This is a genomic window from Metabacillus sp. B2-18 (assembly GCF_021117275.1).
Classification (GTDB): domain Bacteria; phylum Bacillota; class Bacilli; order Bacillales; family Bacillaceae; genus Metabacillus.
Genome location: NZ_CP088245.1, coordinates 1,943,267 through 1,966,098 on the forward strand (window position 1 = coordinate 1,943,267; position 22,832 = coordinate 1,966,098).

Below are 22,832 nucleotides of genomic sequence, written 5' to 3' on the forward strand. Positions count from 1 at the left end.
AATGAGTTCAGAATTTGTTATTTCCTTAGCAGAAAAAGCCGTATACACAACGTTAATTATTTGTGGACCATTATTACTATTAGCCTTGGTTATCGGTCTTGTTGTTAGTATTTTTCAGGCTACAACTCAAATTCAAGAGCAAACTCTTGCGTTTATCCCGAAAATCGTTGCTGTTTTGGTGGGGCTAATCTTTTTTGGGCCTTGGATGCTTTCAACTCTAGTATCCTATGCACAAGATATATTCGGAAACTTAAATAGGTTTGTGGGCTAGAATGATCACAATACTAGAGAATTATCCGGCTTTTCTTTTGATTTTTATGAGAATTACAGCATTTTTCGTTACAATGCCTTTCTTCTCATACCGCAATATTCCTAATACTCATAAAATTGGTTTTTCCTTCTTTTTAGCGTGGATTATGTTTTTCTCAATAGATCCTCCTGCTATTGAAGTGAATGGGCAATATATTATGCTGATATTAAAAGAAGTGCTTTTGGGATTAACAATCGGATTTTCAGCGTATTTTATCCTTGCTGCAATACAAATTGCCGGAAGTTTTATTGATTTCCAGATGGGTTTTGCGATAGCGAATGTAATTGATCCGCAAACAGGAGCACAAAGTCCTCTTGTTGGTCAATTTTTATACACATTTGTTCTCTTATTTATGATTACAACAAATGCTCATCATTTATTGCTTGACGGAGTTTTTTATAGCTACCAATTTGTCCCTATTGATCAACCTTTTCTTCCAATGGGTGAAGAAAGTGTTATTGAATTTATTGTTGAGTCATTTAATTCAATGTTTATCATTGCATTTCAAATGTCTATCCCGGTAGTAGGCTCACTATTTTTAGTTGATATTGCTTTAGGAATAGTAGCTAGAACTGTGCCTCAGTTAAACATTTTCGTTGTTGGTTTGCCATTAAAAATTGGTGTAAGTTTTATCATGTTAATTTTAGTTATGGGAGCTTTATTTATGCTGATGCAGCAGTTATTTGAAACAATGACTTATACAATGAGAGGACTTATGGAGTTGTTCGGAGGTGGAGGCAATGAATCTTCTTAGATTAGATTTACAGTTTTTTGCTGGAGAGAAAACGGAAAAAGCCACACCACGAAAAAAGCAAGATGCAAGGAAAAAAGGACAAGTAGCTAAAAGTGCGGATGTTATTACAGCAATATCACTTTTAGCAATATTTTTATCGTTTTTATTCATTGGCGCATTTATGAGAGATCGTATCCTGCTTATGATGAGAGGAACTTTTCAAGATTATTTGCTTATTGAACTATCAGATCAAAATGTTCATGACTTATTTATTACATCAGCTTATCAGTCTGCTATTATTCTGGCACCTGTAATGGGGGTTGCTTTAGTTGCTGGTATTTTGGCTAATTATTTACAAGTAGGGTTCTTATTTTCAACTGAAGCTATTCAAATGAAGTTAAATAAATTAGATCCAATTCAGGGCTTTAAGCGTATTTATTCAATGCGTGCCATTGTTGAATTATTAAAATCATTATTGAAGATTACATTTGTCGGGTTTGTTACTTTTTCTGTTCTTTGGTTAGATATTGAGAATGTTTTACGATTGTCACATATGACAGTTGAACAATCTTTAATATATATTGCTACTTTAACAGTAAAAATGGGGTTGTTTGCCTCAGCAGCTTTATTGCTATTGTCACTATTAGACTATCTTTATCAGCGCTACGATTATGAAAAAAACCTAAAAATGTCGAAACAAGACATAAAGGATGAATATAAAAAATCTGAAGGTGACCCCCTTATTAAATCGAAAATTAAGCAAAGACAACGTGAGATGGCAATGAGACGTATGATGCAGGATGTTCCAAATGCCGATGTAGTCATTACGAATCCCACTCACTATGCGATTGCTTTAAAATATGATGAAACAAAAATGGATGCACCCTTTGTTGTAGCAATGGGCGTGGATCTTGTTGCACAGAAAATAAAAGAAATTGCTAAAGCAAATGATGTTGTCATGGTGGAAAATCGACCATTGGCAAGGGCCTTATATGCCCAAGTGGATATTGGACAAGCAATTCCTGATGAGTTTTTCCAGGCGGTTGCAGAAATTATTGCCTATGTTTATCAAGCTAAATCAATTTAGTTATAAATTTATAGATTTTGTTATAAAAGGCAAACTAGAAACTTAATGAAGGATGCCTGAAGTGGAAATCTTAGAAGGTGTGTTAACACAGATAAAGATAGATAGAATGGGTTTTAAGGAGAGATAAACAACATGTCCGGAAAAGATTTATCTGTATTACTTAGTGTTATCTTAATAGTAGCAATGCTGATCATTCCGTTCCCGGGCTGGTTATTGAGCTTTTTAATTATTATTAATATTTCTCTTGCGTTATTGGTCATTCTTACGTCAATGAATATGAACGAGCCATTACAGTTTTCAATTTTTCCATCTTTAATACTGCTTTTAACACTTTTCCGTTTAGGGTTAAATGTTTCAACAACAAGAGCCATTCTTGCCGAAGGAGATGCAGGTAAGGTTGTTGAAACATTTGGTACTTTTGTTACCGGTGGGAATGTTCTTGTAGGTTTTGTTGTTTTTACTATCTTAATTGTGATCCAATTTGTTGTTATTACAAAGGGATCTGAACGTGTATCAGAGGTTGCTGCCCGTTTTACACTCGATGCAATGCCAGGTAAACAAATGAGTATTGATGCTGATTTAAATGCAGGAATGATCTCTGAACAACAGGCACGTGAGCGTCGAGATAAAATTGCAAATGAAGCAGATTTTTACGGAGCAATGGATGGTGCTAGTAAATTCGTTAAAGGTGATGCGATCGCTGGTATTATCATGGTTCTTATAAATATGTTATTTGGAATCATTATCGGTATGATGCAATTAGGAATGCCGATTGGTGAAGCGGCTTCTCATTTTACAATGTTAACAGTTGGAGATGGAATCGTGAGTCAAATACCTGCACTTCTAATCTCCACTGCAACAGGTATTGTTGTAACAAGAGCAGCTTCGGAAGGTAATCTAGGTACTGATATTACTTCACAACTTTTTGCTTATCCGAAAATGCTTTACGTAGCGGCAGGGACGATCTTTCTATTAGGAATCTTTACTCCAATCGGTATTTTATTAACATTACCGATCGCAGGTCTTTTAGCTTTTGGTGGCTATATGATTACAAGATCAAAAGCTCAAGAAATTCCGGATGAAGAAGAGTTGGAACAAGAAATAGAAATGGATGAAATGAAAAGCCCTGAGAGTGTGGTAAATCTATTGAATATTGATCCAATTGAATTTGAATTCGGATATGGATTAATTCCTCTTGCCGATACAAATCAAGGTGGGGATCTTTTAGACCGTGTAGTTATGATTCGTAGACAATTAGCAATTGAATTAGGTATCGTTATTCCTGTTGTACGTATACGGGATAACATACAGTTGCAACCTAATGAGTATCGATTAAAGATAAAAGGAAATGAATTAGCCAAAGGCGAGATTCTTCTTGATCATTATTTAGCAATGGCACCAGGAATTGAAGATGATTCAATTGAAGGAATTGATACCATTGAGCCTTCGTTTGGTTTGCCTGCAAAATGGATTACAGAAGAAATGAAGGATACGGCGGAAATGTATGGATATACGGTAGTAGATCCACCATCTGTTGTTTCTACACACATTACAGAGATTATTAAACAACATGCACATGAGCTATTAGGTCGACAAGAAACAAAACAATTAATAGATCACTTAAAAGAATCTTACCCAATTTTAGTGGAAGAAGTAACACCTTCACCACTTGGAATTGGGGATATTCAAAAAGTTCTTGCAAAGCTTTTGAGAGAAAAGGTATCTATTCGAAACTTACCAATTATCTTTGAAACATTAGCAGATTTCGGAAAAATGACTTCGGATACGGAACTATTAGGAGAATATGTTAGACAAGCGTTAGCTAAACAAATTACTTCCCAATATGCTGATCAGGAACAAATGATGAAGGTTGTCACCTTATCAGGTAGGGTAGAAAAACTTATAGCAGAAGGTGTCCAGCAAACAGAGCACGGAAATTATTTATCATTAAGCCCGGATGTTTCACAACAACTTATTGAAGCTATAGCAAAAGAAATTGAAATGCTATCACTTCAACAACAAACACCAATTGTATTATGTTCACCTGCAGTGAGAATGTATGTTAGACAGCTAACAGATCGTTATTTCCCTCAGGTACCTATATTGTCATATAATGAACTAGAAGCAAATGTCGAAGTACAAAGTATTGGGGTGGTAAACGTCGAATGAAGGTAAAAAAATATGTCGCACCATCTATGCAAGAAGCAATGAAAAAAATCCGTGCTGAAATGGGTAATGATGCAGTTATTTTGATTTCCAAAAGTATTCAAACAGGTGGTTTTCTAGGTCTTTTTACTAAAAAAAAGATCGAAGTGATTGCTGCTATGGATCCGGAAGTACAAGTAGATCAGCAGCCAAAGAAAGAAACAAAAGCAATTGTTCAAGAAAACACAGTACCACAAACAAAGTTCAATTCTGAGCCAGCAAATCAAAGCACACCAAAACCAGTTGAAAAAGTAACTGATCACAAGCCCCTTTTAGACGAAATAAATGAGTTGAAGCGACTTGTTCAAACCATTTCCAGTGATGAAAAAATGGGACAATACCCTGAACCGCTTCAACTAATTTTACAAAAGATGATTAAACAAGATATTAGTTCATCTATAAGAGCTCAAATTATGGGTGAACTTTTGGAATATTGGTATAACAAAAAGGGTGACGTCACAGTTGAACAGCTATTTAAGAAACAAATGGAACTCTTTGCTAGCCGTATTTCCAATCTTGAGTTTGGTGGTATTTCTTATAAAAAGAAATACATTAATGTTATTGGCCCAACAGGAGTAGGTAAAACAACTACCTTAGCGAAATTAGCAGCTGAATGTGTGTTACAAAAGAAGAAAAAAGTTGCTTTTATCACAACTGACACTTATAGAATTGCGGCTATTGAACAGTTAAAAACATATGCAAAAATTTTAGACGTTCCAATGGAAGTTTGTTATACAATTGAAGATTTTAAAGAAGCTAAAAAGAAACTTTCTATGTATGATTATGTATTTATCGATACTGCAGGACGAAATTTTTTAGAAGAAAAGTATGTTTCTGATTTAGAAAAGATTATTGATTTTAATGAGGAAATGGAAACGTATCTTGTTCTTGCTGCTACAGCAAAATCTTCAGATATGTTAGCGGTATATGAACAATTTTCTGTCATTCCAATAAGTAAACTTATCTTTACAAAGTTAGACGAAACAGCAACAAGAGGAACATTGTTTGATGTCATGATAAAGACAAATAAAGGGATTGCCTATACGACCCATGGTCAAGATGTCCCAGATGATATTGAAGCAGCTTCACGAGAACGTATAGTCGAACAAATGTTGAGGTAATCAAATGGTAAATGATCAAGCAGAACGTTTAAGACAAAGACTAAATAGCCTAAAATCTCAAGCCAAGTCAATTGCGGTAATGAGTGGAAAAGGCGGGGTTGGTAAATCAAATTTTTCCCTTAATTTTTCACTGGCTTTACAAAAAGAAAATAAACGAGTTTTATTATTTGATTTAGATATAGGTATGGGTAACATTGATATCCTAATAGGCGAAAGTTCGAAATATTCAATTGTTGACTTTTTCCAAAAAGATTTATCACTTACTGATATTATTTCAACTGGACCAGATGGATTGGAGTATATTTCTGGTGGTAGTGGGTTAGGAACTATTTTCAAACTTGATGAGACAAAGTTCCAACGATTTCTACAGCAGTTAGATCTCTTATTTAAAGTATACGATTATATCATCTTTGATATGGGGGCCGGAATTTCAGAAGATAGTTTGCGCTTTTTACTTTCTGTTGATGAAATTATTGTTATTACAACTCCAGAGCCGACATCAATGACTGATGCTTATTCAGCTATTAAACATGTGTGTCTGAACCACCCAACGATACCCTTTTCAATTGTAGTAAATAGGGCTTTCAACAAGAAGGTTGGTGACTCTACTTATAGCAGATTCGCACAAACGATTACCCAATTTTTGAGTCGCCAGGTTTCATTATTAGGTATCATACCTGACGATTCAACGATCATGAAAGCTGTTATTGACCAAAAACCAGTATTATTATATCAACCTAATTGTCAGGCTAGTAAAGCTTTAATAACAATTTCAAAGGATTTTATTCGAACAAAGTCAACTGATGTAGAAGTAGTTGATTCAACACCTTTTATATCGAAATTAAAAAATTTCTTCATGAAGGGTAGGTAAACAATAATGGGGAAAATACGAGTGCTGGTAGTGGATGATTCAGCTTTTATGAGAAAGCTTATTACAGATTTTCTAGTTGAACATGAGAGCATTGAAGTCGTAGGAACGGCTAGAAATGGTGAAGATGCGCTAGCAAAAATCGAAGAGATAAATCCTGATGTTATAACCCTTGACGTTGAGATGCCTGTTTTGAATGGACTCGAAGCTCTAAAGGTTATTATGAATAAATATCCTCGTCCGGTCATTATGCTTTCTAGTACTACAAAAGAAGGTGCTGAAAATACGATTTTATCCCTACAATACGGGGCATTTGATTTCATCACAAAACCTTCTGGGGCTATTTCATTAGATCTTCATAAAGTAAAGGAAGAATTGAAGGAAAAAGTAATCTTAGCTAATTCATCATGTCGAAATAAAAGAATAAGTCGATTTAGGGAAAAAAAGACTCCACTTACAGTGAATGAATATAGTAAAATAGACTCAACAGATTACAAAAGCCCTACTTCTTTCGACAAAAAACATCTTAAGTCATCAATTGTTTGTATAGGGACTTCAACAGGAGGACCTAGGGCTTTGCAACATGTATTAACAAAAATACCTGCAAACATTGATGCTCCAATCTTTATTGTTCAGCATATGCCTCCTGGTTTCACACATTCACTGGCTAGTCGATTGAACTCTATTTCTTCAATTGAAGTGAAGGAAGCAGTTAATGGTGAATTAGTAAAGAAAGGCACAGCTTATATTGCACCGGGTGGATCTCATCTTAAAATAGTAAAAACAGGCACATCACTTACTATTAAAATTGACCAGTCTGAAATAAAAAATGGACATCGTCCTTCTGTAGATGTGATGTTTGATTCTATTAGCGAACTAAATGATTACCGCAAAGTAGCTGTAATCATGACTGGAATGGGATCTGATGGTTCAGAAGGTTTGAAGAAGCTAAAGTCAACGGGAGTGGTAAAAGCTATTTCTGAATCTGAACAGACATCTGTTGTATACGGAATGCCTAAAGCAGCAGTGGCAACAAATCTGGTAGATAAAGTTGAAAATGTTGAGAATATAGCAGCGACTATTATGAACTTTTTGACAAATCAGCGTTAAAGAACATTTTTCGCTGTGTTAGTTTTGATGTGTATCATAATAATTTTTCCAAATATAAATAAATTACTTAACTTGATACTTAGGGGTGTTACCGTATGGAAATGAATCAATACCTAGAAGTCTTTATTGAAGAAAGTAAAGAGCATCTACAAGCTTGTAATGAGAAATTACTAGAATTAGAGAAAAACCCAACTGATCTATCAATTGTCAATGATATTTTCCGTTCGGCACATACACTCAAAGGAATGAGTGCAACAATGGGTTACGAAGATTTAGCTAGCTTAACACATCAAATGGAAAATGTATTAGATGCTATTCGAAATGAAAAACTATCTGTTTCTGCTGAAATTCTTGATGTTGTATTTGCTTCTGTTGACGATTTAGAGGAAATGGTTTTCTCTATAGCAGAAGGTGGAGATGGTAAGAAGGATGTTTCAAAAGTAGTTGAAATGTTGAAGAAAATTGAAAATGGTGAAGCTGTTGCAGAAGAGTCATCACCATCAAACGAGGTAACTCTTTCACAATCAATTCAAGATTATGATGATTATGAAAATGCCGTTATTCAGCAATCTAAAGAACAAGGATTTTCAGCATTTGAATTAACGATAACCTTAAGAGAAGATTGTTTGTTAAAAGCTGCTCGAGTATTTATGGTATTTGAAATTCTAGAGCAGGCTGGTGAAGTTATTAAGTCCGTTCCATCAGTTGATCAATTAGAAGAAGAAAAATTTGATCATCAATTCACTGTTGCAATTGTAACAAAGGATTCTTCTGAAGATATTCAAAATAAGGTAATGAAAGTTTCTGAAATTGATAGTGTAAATGTTCAACCAATAGTAGTAGTTGGAAAAAATATGAAACAAGCTCATGAAGAAACTTCTCAACAAGAATTAACGGTAGCTGAGGAAGAAGTAGTAAAACATGTACAAGCCAAAGAGCAGGTTAAAACAGCTACAAAGCAGGTTGCTGCTACAAGTACTAAGACAATACGTGTTAATATTGAACGTTTGGATATTTTAATGAATCTTTTCGAAGAATTGGTTATTGACCGAGGTAGATTAGAGCAAATTTCTAAAGATTTAAACAATAATGAGCTTAATGAAACTGTAGAAAGAATGTCTCGTATCTCTGGAGATTTACAGAATATTATCCTAAATATGCGAATGGTACCAGTTGAAACTGTGTTTAACCGATTCCCACGAATGATTAGACAACTTGCTAAAGATTTAAACAAAAAAATAAATCTTGAAATTTTCGGTGCAGAAACAGAACTTGACCGCACAGTAATTGATGAGATTGGGGATCCATTAGTTCACTTACTTCGAAATGCGATTGATCACGGTGTAGAAATGCCGGACGTTCGTGTGAAAAATGGTAAAAGTGATGAAGGTAATGTTGTTTTAAGAGCTTATCATAGTGGAAACCATGTTTTCATTGAAATCGAAGATGATGGTGCTGGAATTAGTCGTGACCGAGTCTTGAAGAAAGCATTAGATAGAGGAGTAGTAACAGAGCAGGTTGCTTCTACACTAACTGATAAACAAGTTTACGAATTGATTTTCTCTTCAGGATTCTCTACTGCTGATCAAATTTCAGATATCTCTGGTCGTGGAGTAGGACTGGATGTTGTAAAAAGCACGATTGAATCATTAGGAGGAACGGTATCAGTAGATGCTCAGGAAGGAAAAGGATCACTTTTCTCTATCCAACTTCCGCTTACATTATCGATTATCTCCGTAATGTTAGTTGAATTACGTAAAGAAAAATATGCAATTCCACTATCATCAATTATTGAAACAGCTGTTATTAAAAAAGATGAGATTCTACAAGCACATAATCAAAAAGTAATTGATTTCCGTGGGAAAATTGTGCCGTTAGTCTTCTTATCTGAAATCTTTGAAGTACCAGAAGAAAGCGAAAATGAAGATTTTGTTTCATTAATTATTGTACGTAAAGGTGACAAAATGGCAGCACTTGTCGTTGACTCCTTCATTGGTCAGCAGGAAATCGTTCTAAAATCTCTTGGAAATTACTTGAACTCAGTATTTGCCATCTCAGGTGCTACTATTTTAGGTGATGGTCAAGTAGCGTTAATCGTTGATTGTAATTCTTTAATAAAATAGTGACTTCATTTAGAACGTTTGTTTTTTAAGCTTATTATTTAAATCAAGATGCTGATATTTTCTTTTGAGAGGGGATTAAACGATGAGTGAACATATATCTGGTGACTTAAAAGTCATTGTTTTTCAATTACAAGATGAGGAATACGGAATTCCTGTACAACAAGTCCGTTCTATTGAAAAAGTTCAACATATTACTAGAGTTCCAAGAACAGCTTCTTATATTAAAGGAGTAATTAATTTACGTGGAGTTGTAACACCTATTATAGATTTACGCAAAAGATTTGGATTAAAAGACCTCGAAGATACTGAAAGTACAAGAATGATTATTGTTTCCAAAGAAGATATGGAAGTTGGGTTTATTGTAGATGCAGCAAATGATGTTATTGATATTCATCAGGACATTATTGAACCTGCACCAGAAGTTGTTGGGGCTGTGGAAGTTGAGTATATTCAAGGAGTAGCCAAATTAGATAAAAGGTTAATTGTTATGATTGATTTAGAACAAGTTCTGAAAAGTAATGACGAGCGTTCTCTTCTCGGTGTATAGAGGGAATTTAAATGGATTATATTAATTTTATTTCATCTACACATATCGATATTTTAAAAGAAGTAGGGAATATTGGTGCTGGACATTCAGCAACTTCATTATCGAAGTTGCTGGAAAAAAAGATAGATATGAATGTACCAGATGTTAAGATTGTTTCCTTTAACGACTTAATGGAATGGGTAGGCGGTCCTGACGTTGTCATAGCCAGTGTCTTTTTAAGGATTGAAGGTGATATCCCTGGCTCCTTATTCTTTGTATTAAGCATTGAACAAGCGGAACGCTTTATAAAACAGCTGATCGGCGATGATCAATTTTCGTTAAAAGAACCACCATATAATGAATTAGGATTATCTGCATTTCAAGAACTCGGTAATATTTTAACAGGATCATATTTATCATCATTATCTGATTTGACAGATTTAACAATCTATCCTTCAGTTCCTGCACTTACAATTGATATGTTTGGTGCTGTTATTAGTCACGGTTTAATTGAGTTATCACATGCGGGTGATTTTGCTATTATCATTGACACTGCAATTAAGGAAGAAGATCAGTTAGAAAAAGATTCAGTAAAAGGGCATTTCTTTCTCTTACCAGATCCAGATTCCTTTAAAAAGTTATTTGATGCGCTTGGTGTAAAAGATGAAGAATGAGTCAATTGAAATTGTTAAAGTTGGGATTGCTGATTTAAATATAGTGAAATCTCCACAGCGAATTCGCACCTCAGGATTAGGATCTTGTGTAGGTCTTATTTTATTCGATAGGATCTACCAAATAGCTGGACTTGCTCATGTTATGCTACCAGATTCAACACTGGCAAATCAGTCGTCTATTAATCAGGCAAAATATGCAGACACTGCTGTTCCATTACTAATCGACAAATTAGTAGAAGCAGGAGCAAAAATGAGGTCTTTACAAGCTAAGATGGCTGGTGGTGCTCAAATGTTCCAATTTCAAACAACTAGTGACATGATGAGAATCGGCCCAAGAAATGTAGAAGCAGTTAAAGAAGTTCTTAAATCATATAACATACCTTTACTAAAAGAAGATGTTGGTGGTAATAGCGGAAGAACCATTGAATTTGATCCAATAACATGTGAGTTAATGATTAGAACAGTAAATCAAGGTGTGAAAATTATTTAACTTATAAAAACCTAGCTTGTTATTTATTACTGGGTGTGAAAGTTTTTGAAAGATAAAATTGCTTTTCAATGAAACATATCTGTATCAGGGGGATAAAAATGACACTAATGACACTAACCGATGAACAAGTAATTTGGCAAAAATGGATAGATGTACGAGATTCTCATGCTGGTGATGCGCTCATCAAGAAATATATGCCCCTTGTTTCTTATCATGTTCAAAGAATTTCTATTGGACTTCCAAAGAATGTAAATAAAGACGATTTGATGAGCTTAGGCTTGTTTGGGTTATATGATGCATTAGAGAAATTTGACCCAAATCGTGATTTAAAGTTCGACACGTATGCTTCTTTCCGGGTGCGAGGAGCAATCATAGATGGCCTAAGAAAAGAAGACTGGCTACCACGAAGTTCACGTGAAAAGGCTAAACGAGTAGAAGCGGCGATTGATAAATTAGAGCAAAAACATTTGCGAAATATTTCCACGAAAGAAATTGCAAATGAACTTGGCTTAACAGAAGATGAAGTTATTGGTGTTATGAATGAAGGTTTCTTTGCAAATGTATTGTCTATTGATGATCAATTGTTTGATCAAGATGATGGCGAAAGTATTGGGTTTACTGTGAAAGATGATAACCAGGTAACACCGGAAGAAAAGATGATTAATGATGAATTAATCAGTCAGTTATCCGAAGTTATCACTCAATTAAGTGAAAAAGAGCAGCTTGTTATAAGCTTCTTTTACAAAGAAGAATTAACTTTAACAGAAATTGGTCAAGTTATGAACCTATCAACTTCAAGAATCTCACAAATTCATTCGAAAGCGTTGTTTAAATTAAGAAAAATATTAGAAAATGTAATACATTAATATTTTTGTTATGAATCATTAGTACAATCATGAGGTAAGCCAACAAGACTTTACAAACAAACATCAGTATTGTGCTTCGTAAAGGTGAGGACGATATGAGCTTAAAAAATATAGAAATGCAAATTGCTCTGCCTCGCACACATGATGCCGGGAAGATTCAAGAACAGCTCAATCAAAGAAATCAGATTAATCATGATCAACTTGCACATTCTATACAAAAGGAAGTAGACTTAAAAAGATCGCAGGTTCAGGAAAATCAAGAAAGTGAAAAGTTACAATTAAAAAAGGATCAATCAGAGCAACATCATAATCAGAAGAAAAAGAAAAAAGAAGAACAAAAACAAGAGGAGAATCCTGACCATCCCTATAAGGGGAAAACAATTGATTTTTTTGGTTAAGAGAGGATGCCTATGCCGACTATATTACTTTTGATAAGTTTACTACTTCATGTAGTAGCTTTTTATTTTATCGTTGTTCTTTATATGAAATACTCTACAATAAAAAATATATCTGATACACAGCGTCAGTTACTTGAAGAAACAGAAAATTCTATGACAAGTTTTCTTATTGATATTAAGGATGAGAATGACAGACTTATTGAAAAGTTATTGAAAACATCTAATTCAATTCCTCAAAAAAAAGAAGAACATCATTTTAATCCAAATAATCAAGATCAAAAAGCTAGTCATGTTGAAATACAAAAACCTGATAAACAAGTTGATAAACATGAACTTCCTGATTACTTATTAAATGTTGATCAAGTGGAGGATATCGTTGAAATTAATCAACCTAAACAACAAAAAAATCCATCTTTTGAAGAAAAAGCTATAAATCTTTATAAAGAGGGACATACTATTGAACAAATTGCGAAACGGTTGAATGTTGGTAAAACAGAAATCGAGCTTCTTTTAAAATTTCGTCAATTATAATTGAATCAAAGCGTTGTTTAATGAGTAATCAAATAATATTGTTAAGAAGTTTTACTTTACTCTTGAATGTGGTAGGTTAATATGGTATATTAATTTTTGGTGTTATTACACACGCTTATAGATTTAAGTATTGGTGCTGTTAACCTTATCATAATATTATATGCTTAAAGATAACAGTTATGCTTAGAGATGATATAAGCGGAGGAGATCAAAACCATTAGGAGGAACAAATTAATGTCAGTAATTTCTATGAAACAATTGCTTGAAGCTGGTGTTCACTTCGGTCACCAAACACGCCGTTGGAACCCAAAAATGAAACGTTACATCTTCACTGAGCGTAACGGTATCTACATCATCGACCTTCAAAAAACAGTTAAAAAGGTTGAAGAAGCTTACAAATTCGTTAAAGAACTTGGAGCTGAAGGTGGTACAATCCTTTTCGTAGGTACAAAAAAACAAGCACAAGATTCAGTTAAAGAAGAAGCAGAACGTTCTGGAATGTACTTTGTAAACCAACGTTGGTTAGGTGGTACATTAACAAACTTTGAAACAATCCAAAAGCGTATCAAGCGCTTAAAAGATATTCAAAGAATGCAAGAAGATGGCACTTTTGAAGTACTACCAAAGAAAGAAGTAGTACAACTTAACAAAGAGCTTGAGCGTCTTGAAAAATTCCTTGGTGGAATTAAAGACATGAAGCAATTACCAGATGCATTATTCATTATTGATCCTCGTAAAGAGCGTATCGCTGTTGCAGAAGCTCGTAAATTAAACATCCCGATCGTAGGTATCGTTGATACTAACTGTGATCCTGATGAAATTGATTACGTAATCCCTGCAAATGATGATGCAATCCGCGCTGTTAAGCTTCTAACTGCAAAAATTGCAGATGCAATTTTAGAATCTAAACAAGGTGAAGAAACTACACCTGCTTAATGTGCAAAAGGTGATAAGGGGGAATGACCTTTTATCACCTTTTTTTAAAGTAAGTTACATAAGAAATAACTAAATCTGGGCATCTTGGAAACCATAAGGAGAAACCTTAGGTCTCTTTAATAAACTGCCTATTGTTATCATATCCACTTATTTAAAATAATGGATGGTTAGAATCATTTAAAAACCCATATGACTTTAAGGAGGAATACCGTAATGGCAGTAACTGCACAAATGGTAAAAGAATTACGTGAAAAAACAGGCGCTGGAATGATGGATTGTAAAAAAGCGTTAACTGAAACTAATGGAGACATGGATCAAGCAATCGACTATCTTCGTGAAAAAGGCATTGCTAAAGCAGCTAAAAAGGCTGATCGTATTGCTGCTGAAGGTTCTACATTAGTTAAAGTAAACGGTAATGAAGCAGTAATCTTAGAAGTAAACTCTGAGACTGATTTCGTAGCGAAAAACGAAGGTTTCAAAGAGTTAATTAACGGTTTAGCTGATTTCTTACTTGAGAAGAAGCCTGCAGATGCAGACGCAGCTTTATCTGAGACAATGAGCAATGGCACAACTGTTGCTGATTACATCAATTCTGCAATTGCGAAAATCGGAGAAAAAATCACTCTTCGTCGTTTTACTGTATTATCAAAAACTGACAATGATGCATTTGGTGCATACCTACATATGGGAGGACGTATCGGCGTTCTAACATTACTAGAAGGTACAACAGATGCAGATGCTGCAAAAGATGTGGCAATGCATGCAGCTGCTGTAAATCCTAAGTATGTATCACGTGATCAAGTTTCTGCTGAAGAAGCTGAGCATGAGCGTAAAATCTTAACTGAACAAGCTCTAAACGAAGGTAAGCCAGAAAATATTGTTGCAAAAATGGTTGAAGGTCGTCTTGGTAAATATTTTGAAGACATCTGTTTACTTGACCAAAGCTTTGTTAAGAATCCAGATCAAAAAGTTAAAGAATTTGTTCAATCTAAAGGTGCAACTGTAAAAACTTTCATCCGCTATGAAGTTGGAGAAGGTATTGAAAAACGCCAGGATAACTTCGCTGAAGAAGTTATGAGTCAAGTTAAAAAATAAGTATTAATATGTACACAAATAAGTATTCATAATCGACGTTGTGTACAGATACATGTTTTTCTTATAATGGAAAAAGGGAACACAGCATGTGTTCCCTTCTTTTTAGAGAGATGGGACCTATCTAAAGCTATGTAGGATTAAAAAGAATCTAAGCCGAATAACACGGATAAAATAGAATTGAGAGTAAATACATCAGTTCATGTTAGTTACACATTAATATCCATGAAAAAAGCTTAGTATTTATTCATGCGGAACAGAGAGTTGGAGGTAATCATGAGTAAACCTAAATATCAACGTATTGTACTAAAATTAAGTGGTGAAGCACTTGCGGGTGATAATGGATTTGGAATAAATCCTTCAGTTATTCAGTCAATTGCTAAACAAGTGAAGGAAATTGCTGAACTAGATGTAGAAGTAGCTGTTGTTGTTGGAGGCGGAAACATCTGGCGCGGCAAAATCGGTAGTGAAATGGGAATGGACCGTGCAACCGCCGACTACATGGGAATGCTTGCAACTGTCATGAACTCGCTTGCTTTACAAGATAGCCTTGAAACACAGGGAATTCAAACACGTGTTCAAACATCTATTGAAATGAGACAGGTTGCCGAGCCATACATAAGAAGAAAAGCAATTCGTCACCTTGAAAAGAAACGCGTTGTGATCTTTGCTGCTGGTACTGGAAATCCGTATTTCTCTACAGATACGACTGCGGCATTACGTGCTGCAGAAATTGAAGCAGATGTTATTCTTATGGCGAAAAACAATGTGGATGGTGTTTATAACGCCGACCCTAGAATTGACAAAGATGCTGTTAAATATGAAACTCTTTCATACTTAGATGTACTTAAAGAAGGTCTTGCTGTAATGGATTCAACTGCATCTTCTTTATGCATGGATAATGATATCCCATTAATTGTCTTCTCAATTATGGAAGAAGGTAATATTAAGCGTGCCGTGATTGGCGAAAATATCGGAACAATTGTAAGGGGGAAATAATCTTGGCTAAACAAATTTTAGCAAACACAAAAGAAAAAATGGAAAAAGCTGTTGCTTCTTTAACTCGTGAGTTAGCTTCAGTAAGAGCCGGACGTGCTAGTGCAAACTTATTAGACAAAATTTCTGTTGACTATTATGGGGCTCCAACACCTGTTAATCAACTTGCATCTATTAGTGTGCCAGAAGCAAGACTTTTAGTTATCCAACCTTATGATAAAACTGTTTTAGGTGATATCGAAAAGGCTATTTTAAAATCTGACTTGGGTTTAACACCTTCAAATGATGGTTCTCTTATTCGACTTTCTATCCCTGCTCTAACAGAGGAAAGACGTAAGGAACTTGTTAAGTTAGTTAAAAAATATGCAGAAGAAGCAAAAGTTGCAGTGCGTAATATTAGACGTGATGGTAATGACGACCTGAAGAAATTGGAAAAAAACGGGGATATTACTGAAGATGAATTACGTGGCAACACGGAAGAAGTACAAAAGTTAACAGATGATTATATTGTGAAAGTTGATCAAGTTGCAAAAGATAAAGAAAAAGAAATCATGGAAGTTTAAGTGAAAAATCTGTACAATAGGTATGGAAAGACCCTCTAATGTTTACAGGGGGTTTTTTTGTTAAAGATAAGAGAATATGATATCTTTACTTAATATTGGTGTCTAGCTGAAGCGTATAGCCTCTTAAGGTCATAAGCCACAAATGAATTGAAGACAAAGAGTCTCTTCTATTCATTTGTTTCTTATGCTTGTGGGGGGCTGAGCAAGGCGTTTACGTTTTTCTTATAGTTTAACGTCATCATGGTAGAAAGAGATCATGAATTATTGGGTGATGGAGGAATCACATGCTCAACATATTAAAGAAATGGAAAGGAAACCCTCGGCCTTCCAATGAACAAACGTTAAGTAAAGAGGACATTTTAAAGGGAGAAATTCCAAAACATATTGCCATTATTATGGATGGAAATGGAAGGTGGGCAAAAAAACGTGCCTTACCTCGGATAGCAGGACATCATGAGGGCATGAAAGTTGTCAGAAAGATAACGAAACAAGCTAATTCACTCGGTGTTAAAACTCTTACTTTGTATGCTTTTTCAACTGAAAACTGGAAACGCCCTAAGGTAGAAGTAGATTATTTAATGAAGTTACCTGAAGAATTTTTAAATACTTATTTACCTGAGCTTATTGAAGAAAATGTACAGGTACGCATTATGGGGGATAAAAACAGACTCCCGGTGCATACATTAAGTGCTGTTGAAAAGGCTATAAATGAAACAAGTGATAATGATGGTCTTGTTTTAAATTTTGCTTTGAATTATGGCAGTCGTGCTGAAATTATTACTGCAGTTCAACAGATTGCTCAAGATATTGATAGTGGTAAAATAAACGGTAATTCAATTGATGAATCGCTTTTCTCCAATTATTTAATGTCTCAATCACTAGATGATCCTGACCTATTAATACGTACTAGTGGTGAAATCCGGTTAAGCAATTTTATGTTATGGCAACTAGCCTATACAGAATTTTGGTTCACTGAAGTATTATGGCCTGATTTTAATGAACAATGTTTTTTACAAGCAATACACACATATCAACAAAGAGGACGCAGATTTGGTGGCGTATAAAGGTGATGAAATTTTAAATGAAGCAACGAATTCTAACTGCAATATTAGCTGCAGCAGTTTTTCTTCCATTTGTTATATACGGAAATCTTCCGTTTACAATATTTGTTTATTTACTAGCATCAATTGGATTGTATGAATTGTTAAGAATGAAAAAAATATCGTTAGTAAGTTTTCCTGGATTAATTAGCTTATTAATTTTATGGGTTCTTTTAATTCCAAATTCTTATATAACAATATTAAACGATATAAATTTTTCTAAGGCCGAATTAGCATTACTAGCTTTGTTATTTTTGTTAACTTACACGGTTATTACGAAAAATAAGTTTACATTTGACGATGTTGGTTTTGTTGTAATTTCTGTATTTTATCTTGGGATCGGTTTTTACTTTTTTATTGAAACAAGGCATTCTGGATTGGCAGAAGTATTTTATGCATTATTCTTAATATGGGTAACTGATTCAGGAGCTTATTTTGTCGGTCGGGCAATGGGGAAAAACAAGCTTTGGCCTGAAATAAGTCCGAATAAAACAGTAGAAGGTGCAGTGGGTGGAGTTTTATTTGCTGTTATTTTCGCTTGGGTGTACCACATGTTTACAGGAGTTTTAGATTCTTTCCTTATCATTACGGTTATGACAATCTGTCTCTCTGTTTTTGGACAAATTGGAGACTTGGTTGAATCTGCATTCAAACGTCATTATCAAGTAAAGGATTCCGGTTCAATTCTTCCGGGCCATGGTGGTATTTTAGATCGATTCGATAGCCTATTATTTGTATTACCTCTACTTCACTTTTTAAATATTCTTTTTTGAAAATGTTTAAGTCCATAACATTAATATGGTGGATATTAGTAATACGCATTTCTTTTTGATTGGAAGTGACTTTGTGAAGAAAATAAGTTTACTTGGAGCTACTGGTTCGATAGGAATCCAAACTTTATCAGTAATAGAAGCACACCCTGATGAATTTGAGTTAGTTTCCATGTCTTTTGGAAGAAATATAAAATCGGGAATTGAAATCATTAGAAAATTTCACCCTCGATTTGTTGCGGTTCAAGATAAAGAAACATATGAAAAATTGAAACTTGAGCTTGAAATCGATAAAATAAAAATCGGTTACGGACAAGAAGCATTAATAGAGGCGGCTATTTTTGATGATGTTGATTGTTTAGTTAATGCAGTTGTTGGTAGTGTAGGACTTGTTCCAACGTTAAAAGCAATTGAAAACAAAATTACAATTGCAATTGCTAATAAAGAAACACTCGTAACAGCAGGTCATCTAGTAACAGAATATGCAAGGAAACACGAAGTTGATTTGTTACCAGTTGATAGTGAACATTCTGCGATTTTTCAATGTTTACAAGGTGAAAAATCAAAAAATATAGAACGTCTAATCATAACTGCATCTGGTGGAAGTTTTCGGGATAAAACGAGAGAAGAATTGATAAACGTTACAGTAGAGCAGGCTTTAAATCATCCAAATTGGTCAATGGGTGCCAAAATTACAATAGATTCTGCAACTATGATGAACAAAGGGCTTGAGGTGATTGAGGCACATTGGTTATTTAATATTCCTTATCAAAAAATTGATGTACTGTTACATAAAGAAAGTATTATACATTCTTTAGTGGAATTCCACGATCGTAGTGTGATTGCACAATTAGGAACACCAGATATGAGAGTTCCTATTCAATATGCATTAACTTATCCTGACAGACTTCCGCTTGAAAATGCTAAAAGACTTGAATTGTGGGAACATGGTAAACTTCATTTTGAAAAAATCAACTTTGATAGGTACAAATGCTTACAATATGCTTTTGATTCAGGTAAAATAGGTGGGACAATGCCAACTGTACTAAATGCTGCAAATGAAGAAGCAGTTGAAGCTTTTTTGAAGGGTAAGATAAAATTCCTTCAAATTGAAGACTTAATTGAAAGAGCTATGGATAAGCATGAGAGCATCGCGCATCCAGATTTGGAGCAAATTCAAGAAGTTGATCAACTAACGCGAAATTTTGTACAAACATTAATCTCATAAAGGTGGTCATTCAAAATGAATACAGTGATAGCGTTTGTCCTTATTTTCGGTGCTCTTGTATTTTTTCATGAGCTAGGTCATTTAATGTTAGCAAATAGAGCTGGGATACTTTGCCGCGAATTCGCTATAGGGTTTGGTCCGAAAATCTTATCATTTAAAAAGAATGAAACAGTATATACGATTCGACTCCTTCCTATTGGGGGATTCGTACGAATGGCTGGGGAAGATCCTGAGGTTATCGAGGTTAAACCGGGACACAATGTAGGATTATTATTTAACAAGGAAGACAAAGTTGAAAAGATCATTCTTAACAATAAAGAAAAATACCCTCAAGCACGTGTTATAGAGGTAGAAAATGTTGATCTTGAGCATAACATGTTTATCTCAGGCTATGAACACGGAGAAGAGGATTTTATTAAAAGATTTGATGTGAGTGAAACATCTTATTTTATTGTAGATGGTCAAGAAACACAAATTGCTCCTTATAATCGACAGTTCCAATCAAAAACTGTAGGTCAAAGGATTGCTGCTATCTTTGCTGGTCCGTTAATGAATTTTCTTCTTGCTTTTGTTATTTTAGTTTCCTTAGGTTTTATTCAAGGTGCACCAGTTGATGAACCAAGATTAGGGAAATTGACTTCTGATGGTGCTGCAAATGAGGCGGGGTTACAAGAGGGAGATGAAATTCATTCTATTGAAGGTGAATCAACATCTTCATGGGGCGAAGTAGTATCAATCATTCAAGAAAATCCGGATAAAGAATTAACATTTGAAGTTGAACGTAATGGCGAAATGTTAAGCTTAGAAGTGGTTCCTGCAGCAACAAAAGTTGGTGAAACTGTCATTGGACGGATTGGTGCATATAATCCTGTTGATAAGTCATTCGGCAGTTCGTTCAAATATGGCTTTGTTGAAACGTATACGTGGACGAAAGAAATTTTAATCGGGTTTGGAAAGCTTGTAACAGGACAATTCTCAATTGATATGCTGTCAGGTCCGGTTGGTATTTATGACATGACAGATCAAGTTGCCGAGTCTGGGACAACTAATTTATTAAGATGGGCAGCACTACTAAGTATTAATCTAGGAATAGTTAACTTGTTGCCGATCCCAGCTTTAGATGGTGGTCGCTTATTATTTTTATTCATTGAGGCATTAAGAGGAAAGCCAATTGATCGCCAAAAGGAAGGTATTGTTCATTTTATTGGTTTTTCATTACTTATGCTCTTAATGCTTGTTGTTACATGGAACGACATTCAACGCTTATTTCTGTAAAGAAGTTTAATTAAAATAGAGGTGCTCGTAAATGAAACAAAGTATGACGTTTATTCCTACTCTTAGAGAAGTTCCGGCTGATGCTGAAGTCAAAAGCCATCAGCTAATGCTACGAGCTGGATTTATTAGACAAAATACAAGTGGCGTATATAGCTACTTACCTTTAGCACAAAAAGTACTAAAGAAAATTGAACAAATTGTTCGTGAGGAAATGAATAAAGCAGGAGCTTCAGAGTTGTTAATGCCTGCATTGCAACAGAGTGAGCTTTGGCAAGAATCCGGTCGTTGGTATTCCTATGGCCCTGAATTAATGAGATTAAAGGATCGTCATAACCGTGAATTTGCTCTAGGAGCAACACATGAAGAAATGATTACAAGCCTTGTTCGTGATGAAGTGAAGTCATACAAACGTCTCCCACTTGGTTTGTACCAAATTCAAACTAAATTCCGCGATGAGAAACGTCCAAGATTTGGTGTTTTACGAGGGCGTGAATTCATTATGAAAGATGCATATACCTTTCACGCAACAAACGAGAGCTTGGATGAGGGCTATAATAAAATGTTTACAGCTTATCAAAATATCTTCACACGCTGTGGCTTAGATTTTAGAGCTGTTATTGCAGACTCAGGTGCGATGGGTGGAACCGACACTCACGAATTTATGGTTCTTTCAGAGATTGGTGAAGATACAATTGCATATTCAGATACATCCCAATATGCAGCAAACATTGAAATGGCCCCGGTTATTTCAACATATGAAAAGAGTTCGGAAGAGCAGCAGTCATTAGAAAAAATAGAAACACCAAATCAAAAAACAATAGAAGAAATATCTTCATTTTTAAATATCTCAAAAGAAAATTGTATCAAGTCAGTTCTATTTAAAGTAGATGAAAAGTTTGTGCTCGTTCTTGTTCGTGGAGACCACGAAGTAAATGATATTAAAGTGAAAAACTTATATTCTGCTTCAGTAGTTGAATTAGCAACAGCCGAGGAAACTAAAGAAGCAATAAATTGTGTTCCAGGTTATGTAGGTCCAATTCATGTTACAGAGGATGTTGAAGTCATTGCAGACCATGCTGTTGCAGCTATAGTAAATGGAGTATGCGGTGCTAATGAAGAAGCATTCCACTATACAGGAGTTAATTTAGAACGAGATGCATCTGTTACTCAATATGCTGATTTGCGTTTTATACAAGAAGGTGATCTTTCTCCTGATGGTGAAGGCATTATTAAATTTGCAAAAGGTATAGAAGTTGGTCATGTTTTTAAATTGGGAACAAGATATAGTGAAGCGATGAATGCTACATTCCTTGATGAAAATGGCCGAACGCAACCAATGATTATGGGCTGCTATGGCATTGGAGTCTCTAGAACATTAGCTGCTGTTATCGAGCAGAATAATGACGAAAATGGAATTGTTTGGCCTGAAGCGTTAGCACCATTTCAACTTCATGTGATTCCTATTAATGTGAAAAATGATGCTCAAAAAGAATTAGGTGAAAAGCTATACAATATATTTACTGACCTTGGTTATGAAGTTCTTCTTGATGATCGTCAAGAACGAGCAGGGGTTAAATTTGCTGATTCCGATTTAATTGGCTTACCAGTTCGTGTAACAGTTGGTAAAAAGGCTGAAGAAGGAATTGTAGAAGTTAAAATTCGTAAAACAGGTGAGTCTTTTGAAGTTTCAGTTGATGAACTGGAAGGTAAAGTAAAACAAATACTTGGTAACTAAAAAATTGTTACTGCAAAGACAAAACCATGTTAAAATAATAAAATGAGAAGAAGAGGCTGACTCGATAAATTTAGACAATTTTCTTTTGAATTGTC

Annotated in this window: 23 protein-coding genes; all 23 read left to right on the plus strand. The window is 34.8% G+C overall.

Annotation, left to right across the window (positions count from 1 at the left end; genetic code table 11):
- Position 1: 1 nt before the first annotated feature.
- The 23 genes from fliQ (at position 2) to LPC09_RS09870 (ending at position 22,737) form a co-directional block, all read left to right on the plus strand.
- The gene (gene fliQ, locus LPC09_RS09760) at positions 2-271 is read left to right on the plus strand and encodes a flagellar biosynthesis protein FliQ (RefSeq protein WP_098796307.1); all 270 of its coding nucleotides are present in this window, start codon (positions 2-4) and stop codon (positions 269-271) included.
- 1 nt (position 272) lies between these two features.
- The gene (fliR, locus tag LPC09_RS09765; RefSeq protein ID WP_098796308.1) at positions 273-1,064 is read left to right on the plus strand and encodes a flagellar biosynthetic protein FliR; all 792 of its coding nucleotides are present in this window, start codon (positions 273-275) and stop codon (positions 1,062-1,064) included.
- Positions 1,051-2,130: a flagellar biosynthesis protein FlhB gene (flhB, locus tag LPC09_RS09770; RefSeq protein WP_231309477.1), complete on the plus strand. Its 1,080-nt coding sequence runs from the start codon at positions 1,051-1,053 to the stop codon at positions 2,128-2,130. Before fliR ends, flhB begins: the two co-directional genes overlap by 14 nt.
- Before the next feature lie 132 nt (positions 2,131-2,262).
- A complete protein-coding gene (gene flhA / locus LPC09_RS09775; protein ID WP_098796310.1) occupies positions 2,263-4,299 on the plus strand; it encodes a flagellar biosynthesis protein FlhA in 2,037 nt (678 codons plus the stop codon).
- Positions 4,296-5,456, plus strand: coding sequence for a flagellar biosynthesis GTPase FlhF (flhF, locus tag LPC09_RS09780; RefSeq protein ID WP_231309478.1), 1,161 nt, complete (start codon positions 4,296-4,298; stop codon positions 5,454-5,456). Before flhA ends, flhF begins: the two co-directional genes overlap by 4 nt.
- A gap of 4 nt (positions 5,457-5,460) precedes the next feature.
- Positions 5,461-6,327, plus strand: coding sequence for a MinD/ParA family protein (locus tag LPC09_RS09785; protein ID WP_098796312.1), 867 nt, complete (start codon positions 5,461-5,463; stop codon positions 6,325-6,327).
- Positions 6,328-6,333: 6 nt separating this feature from the next.
- Positions 6,334-7,434, plus strand: coding sequence for a protein-glutamate methylesterase/protein-glutamine glutaminase (locus LPC09_RS09790; RefSeq protein ID WP_098796313.1), 1,101 nt, complete (start codon positions 6,334-6,336; stop codon positions 7,432-7,434).
- Between the two features lie 95 nt (positions 7,435-7,529).
- Positions 7,530-9,557, plus strand: a complete 2,028-nt coding sequence (locus tag LPC09_RS09795; RefSeq protein WP_098796314.1) for a chemotaxis protein CheA — start codon at positions 7,530-7,532, stop codon at positions 9,555-9,557.
- 82 nt (positions 9,558-9,639) lie between these two features.
- Positions 9,640-10,104, plus strand: a complete 465-nt coding sequence (locus LPC09_RS09800; protein WP_098796315.1) for a chemotaxis protein CheW — start codon at positions 9,640-9,642, stop codon at positions 10,102-10,104.
- Positions 10,105-10,115: 11 nt separating this feature from the next.
- On the plus strand, positions 10,116-10,757 hold the full coding sequence (locus LPC09_RS09805) for a chemotaxis protein CheC (protein ID WP_098796316.1): 642 nt from the start codon (positions 10,116-10,118) through the stop codon (positions 10,755-10,757).
- Positions 10,747-11,247, plus strand: coding sequence for a chemotaxis protein CheD (locus tag LPC09_RS09810; protein WP_098796317.1), 501 nt, complete (start codon positions 10,747-10,749; stop codon positions 11,245-11,247). The genes LPC09_RS09805 and LPC09_RS09810 overlap by 11 nt, the downstream gene beginning before the upstream one ends.
- A 98-nt stretch (positions 11,248-11,345) precedes the next feature.
- A complete protein-coding gene (locus LPC09_RS09815; RefSeq protein ID WP_098796318.1) occupies positions 11,346-12,113 on the plus strand; it encodes a FliA/WhiG family RNA polymerase sigma factor in 768 nt (255 codons plus the stop codon).
- A gap of 95 nt (positions 12,114-12,208) precedes the next feature.
- Positions 12,209-12,511 (plus strand): hypothetical protein, encoded by a 303-nt coding sequence (locus tag LPC09_RS09820; RefSeq protein ID WP_098796319.1) that lies wholly within the window; start codon positions 12,209-12,211, stop codon positions 12,509-12,511.
- 12 nt (positions 12,512-12,523) lie between these two features.
- Complete coding sequence (locus LPC09_RS09825) at positions 12,524-13,042, plus strand: hypothetical protein (protein ID WP_098796320.1); 519 nt, start codon at positions 12,524-12,526, stop codon at positions 13,040-13,042.
- Between the two features lie 234 nt (positions 13,043-13,276).
- Positions 13,277-13,978, plus strand: a complete 702-nt coding sequence (rpsB, locus tag LPC09_RS09830; protein WP_066337690.1) for a 30S ribosomal protein S2 — start codon at positions 13,277-13,279, stop codon at positions 13,976-13,978.
- A gap of 213 nt (positions 13,979-14,191) precedes the next feature.
- On the plus strand, positions 14,192-15,073 hold the full coding sequence (gene tsf / locus LPC09_RS09835; protein ID WP_098796321.1) for a translation elongation factor Ts: 882 nt from the start codon (positions 14,192-14,194) through the stop codon (positions 15,071-15,073).
- 273 nt (positions 15,074-15,346) lie between these two features.
- Positions 15,347-16,069 carry a UMP kinase gene (pyrH, locus tag LPC09_RS09840; RefSeq protein WP_098796322.1) on the plus strand — a complete coding sequence of 241 codons (723 nt, stop codon included), beginning with the start codon at positions 15,347-15,349 and terminating at the stop codon, positions 16,067-16,069.
- 38 nt (positions 16,070-16,107) lie between these two features.
- Entirely contained in the window at positions 16,108-16,629 is a 522-nt protein-coding gene (gene frr, locus LPC09_RS09845) for a ribosome recycling factor (protein WP_373995113.1), read from the plus strand.
- 284 nt (positions 16,630-16,913) lie between these two features.
- On the plus strand, positions 16,914-17,693 hold the full coding sequence (locus LPC09_RS09850; RefSeq protein ID WP_098796324.1) for an undecaprenyl pyrophosphate synthase: 780 nt from the start codon (positions 16,914-16,916) through the stop codon (positions 17,691-17,693).
- 17 nt (positions 17,694-17,710) lie between these two features.
- Positions 17,711-18,502: a phosphatidate cytidylyltransferase gene (locus LPC09_RS09855; RefSeq protein ID WP_098796325.1), complete on the plus strand. Its 792-nt coding sequence runs from the start codon at positions 17,711-17,713 to the stop codon at positions 18,500-18,502.
- A 73-nt stretch (positions 18,503-18,575) separates the two neighbouring features.
- Complete coding sequence (gene dxr / locus LPC09_RS09860; protein WP_098796326.1) at positions 18,576-19,727, plus strand: 1-deoxy-D-xylulose-5-phosphate reductoisomerase; 1,152 nt, start codon at positions 18,576-18,578, stop codon at positions 19,725-19,727.
- 15 nt (positions 19,728-19,742) lie between these two features.
- Positions 19,743-21,002: an RIP metalloprotease RseP gene (gene rseP, locus LPC09_RS09865; RefSeq protein WP_098796327.1), complete on the plus strand. Its 1,260-nt coding sequence runs from the start codon at positions 19,743-19,745 to the stop codon at positions 21,000-21,002.
- A 31-nt stretch (positions 21,003-21,033) separates the two neighbouring features.
- Entirely contained in the window at positions 21,034-22,737 is a 1,704-nt protein-coding gene (locus LPC09_RS09870) for a proline--tRNA ligase (RefSeq protein WP_231309479.1), read from the plus strand.
- Positions 22,738-22,832 lie beyond the last annotated feature (95 nt).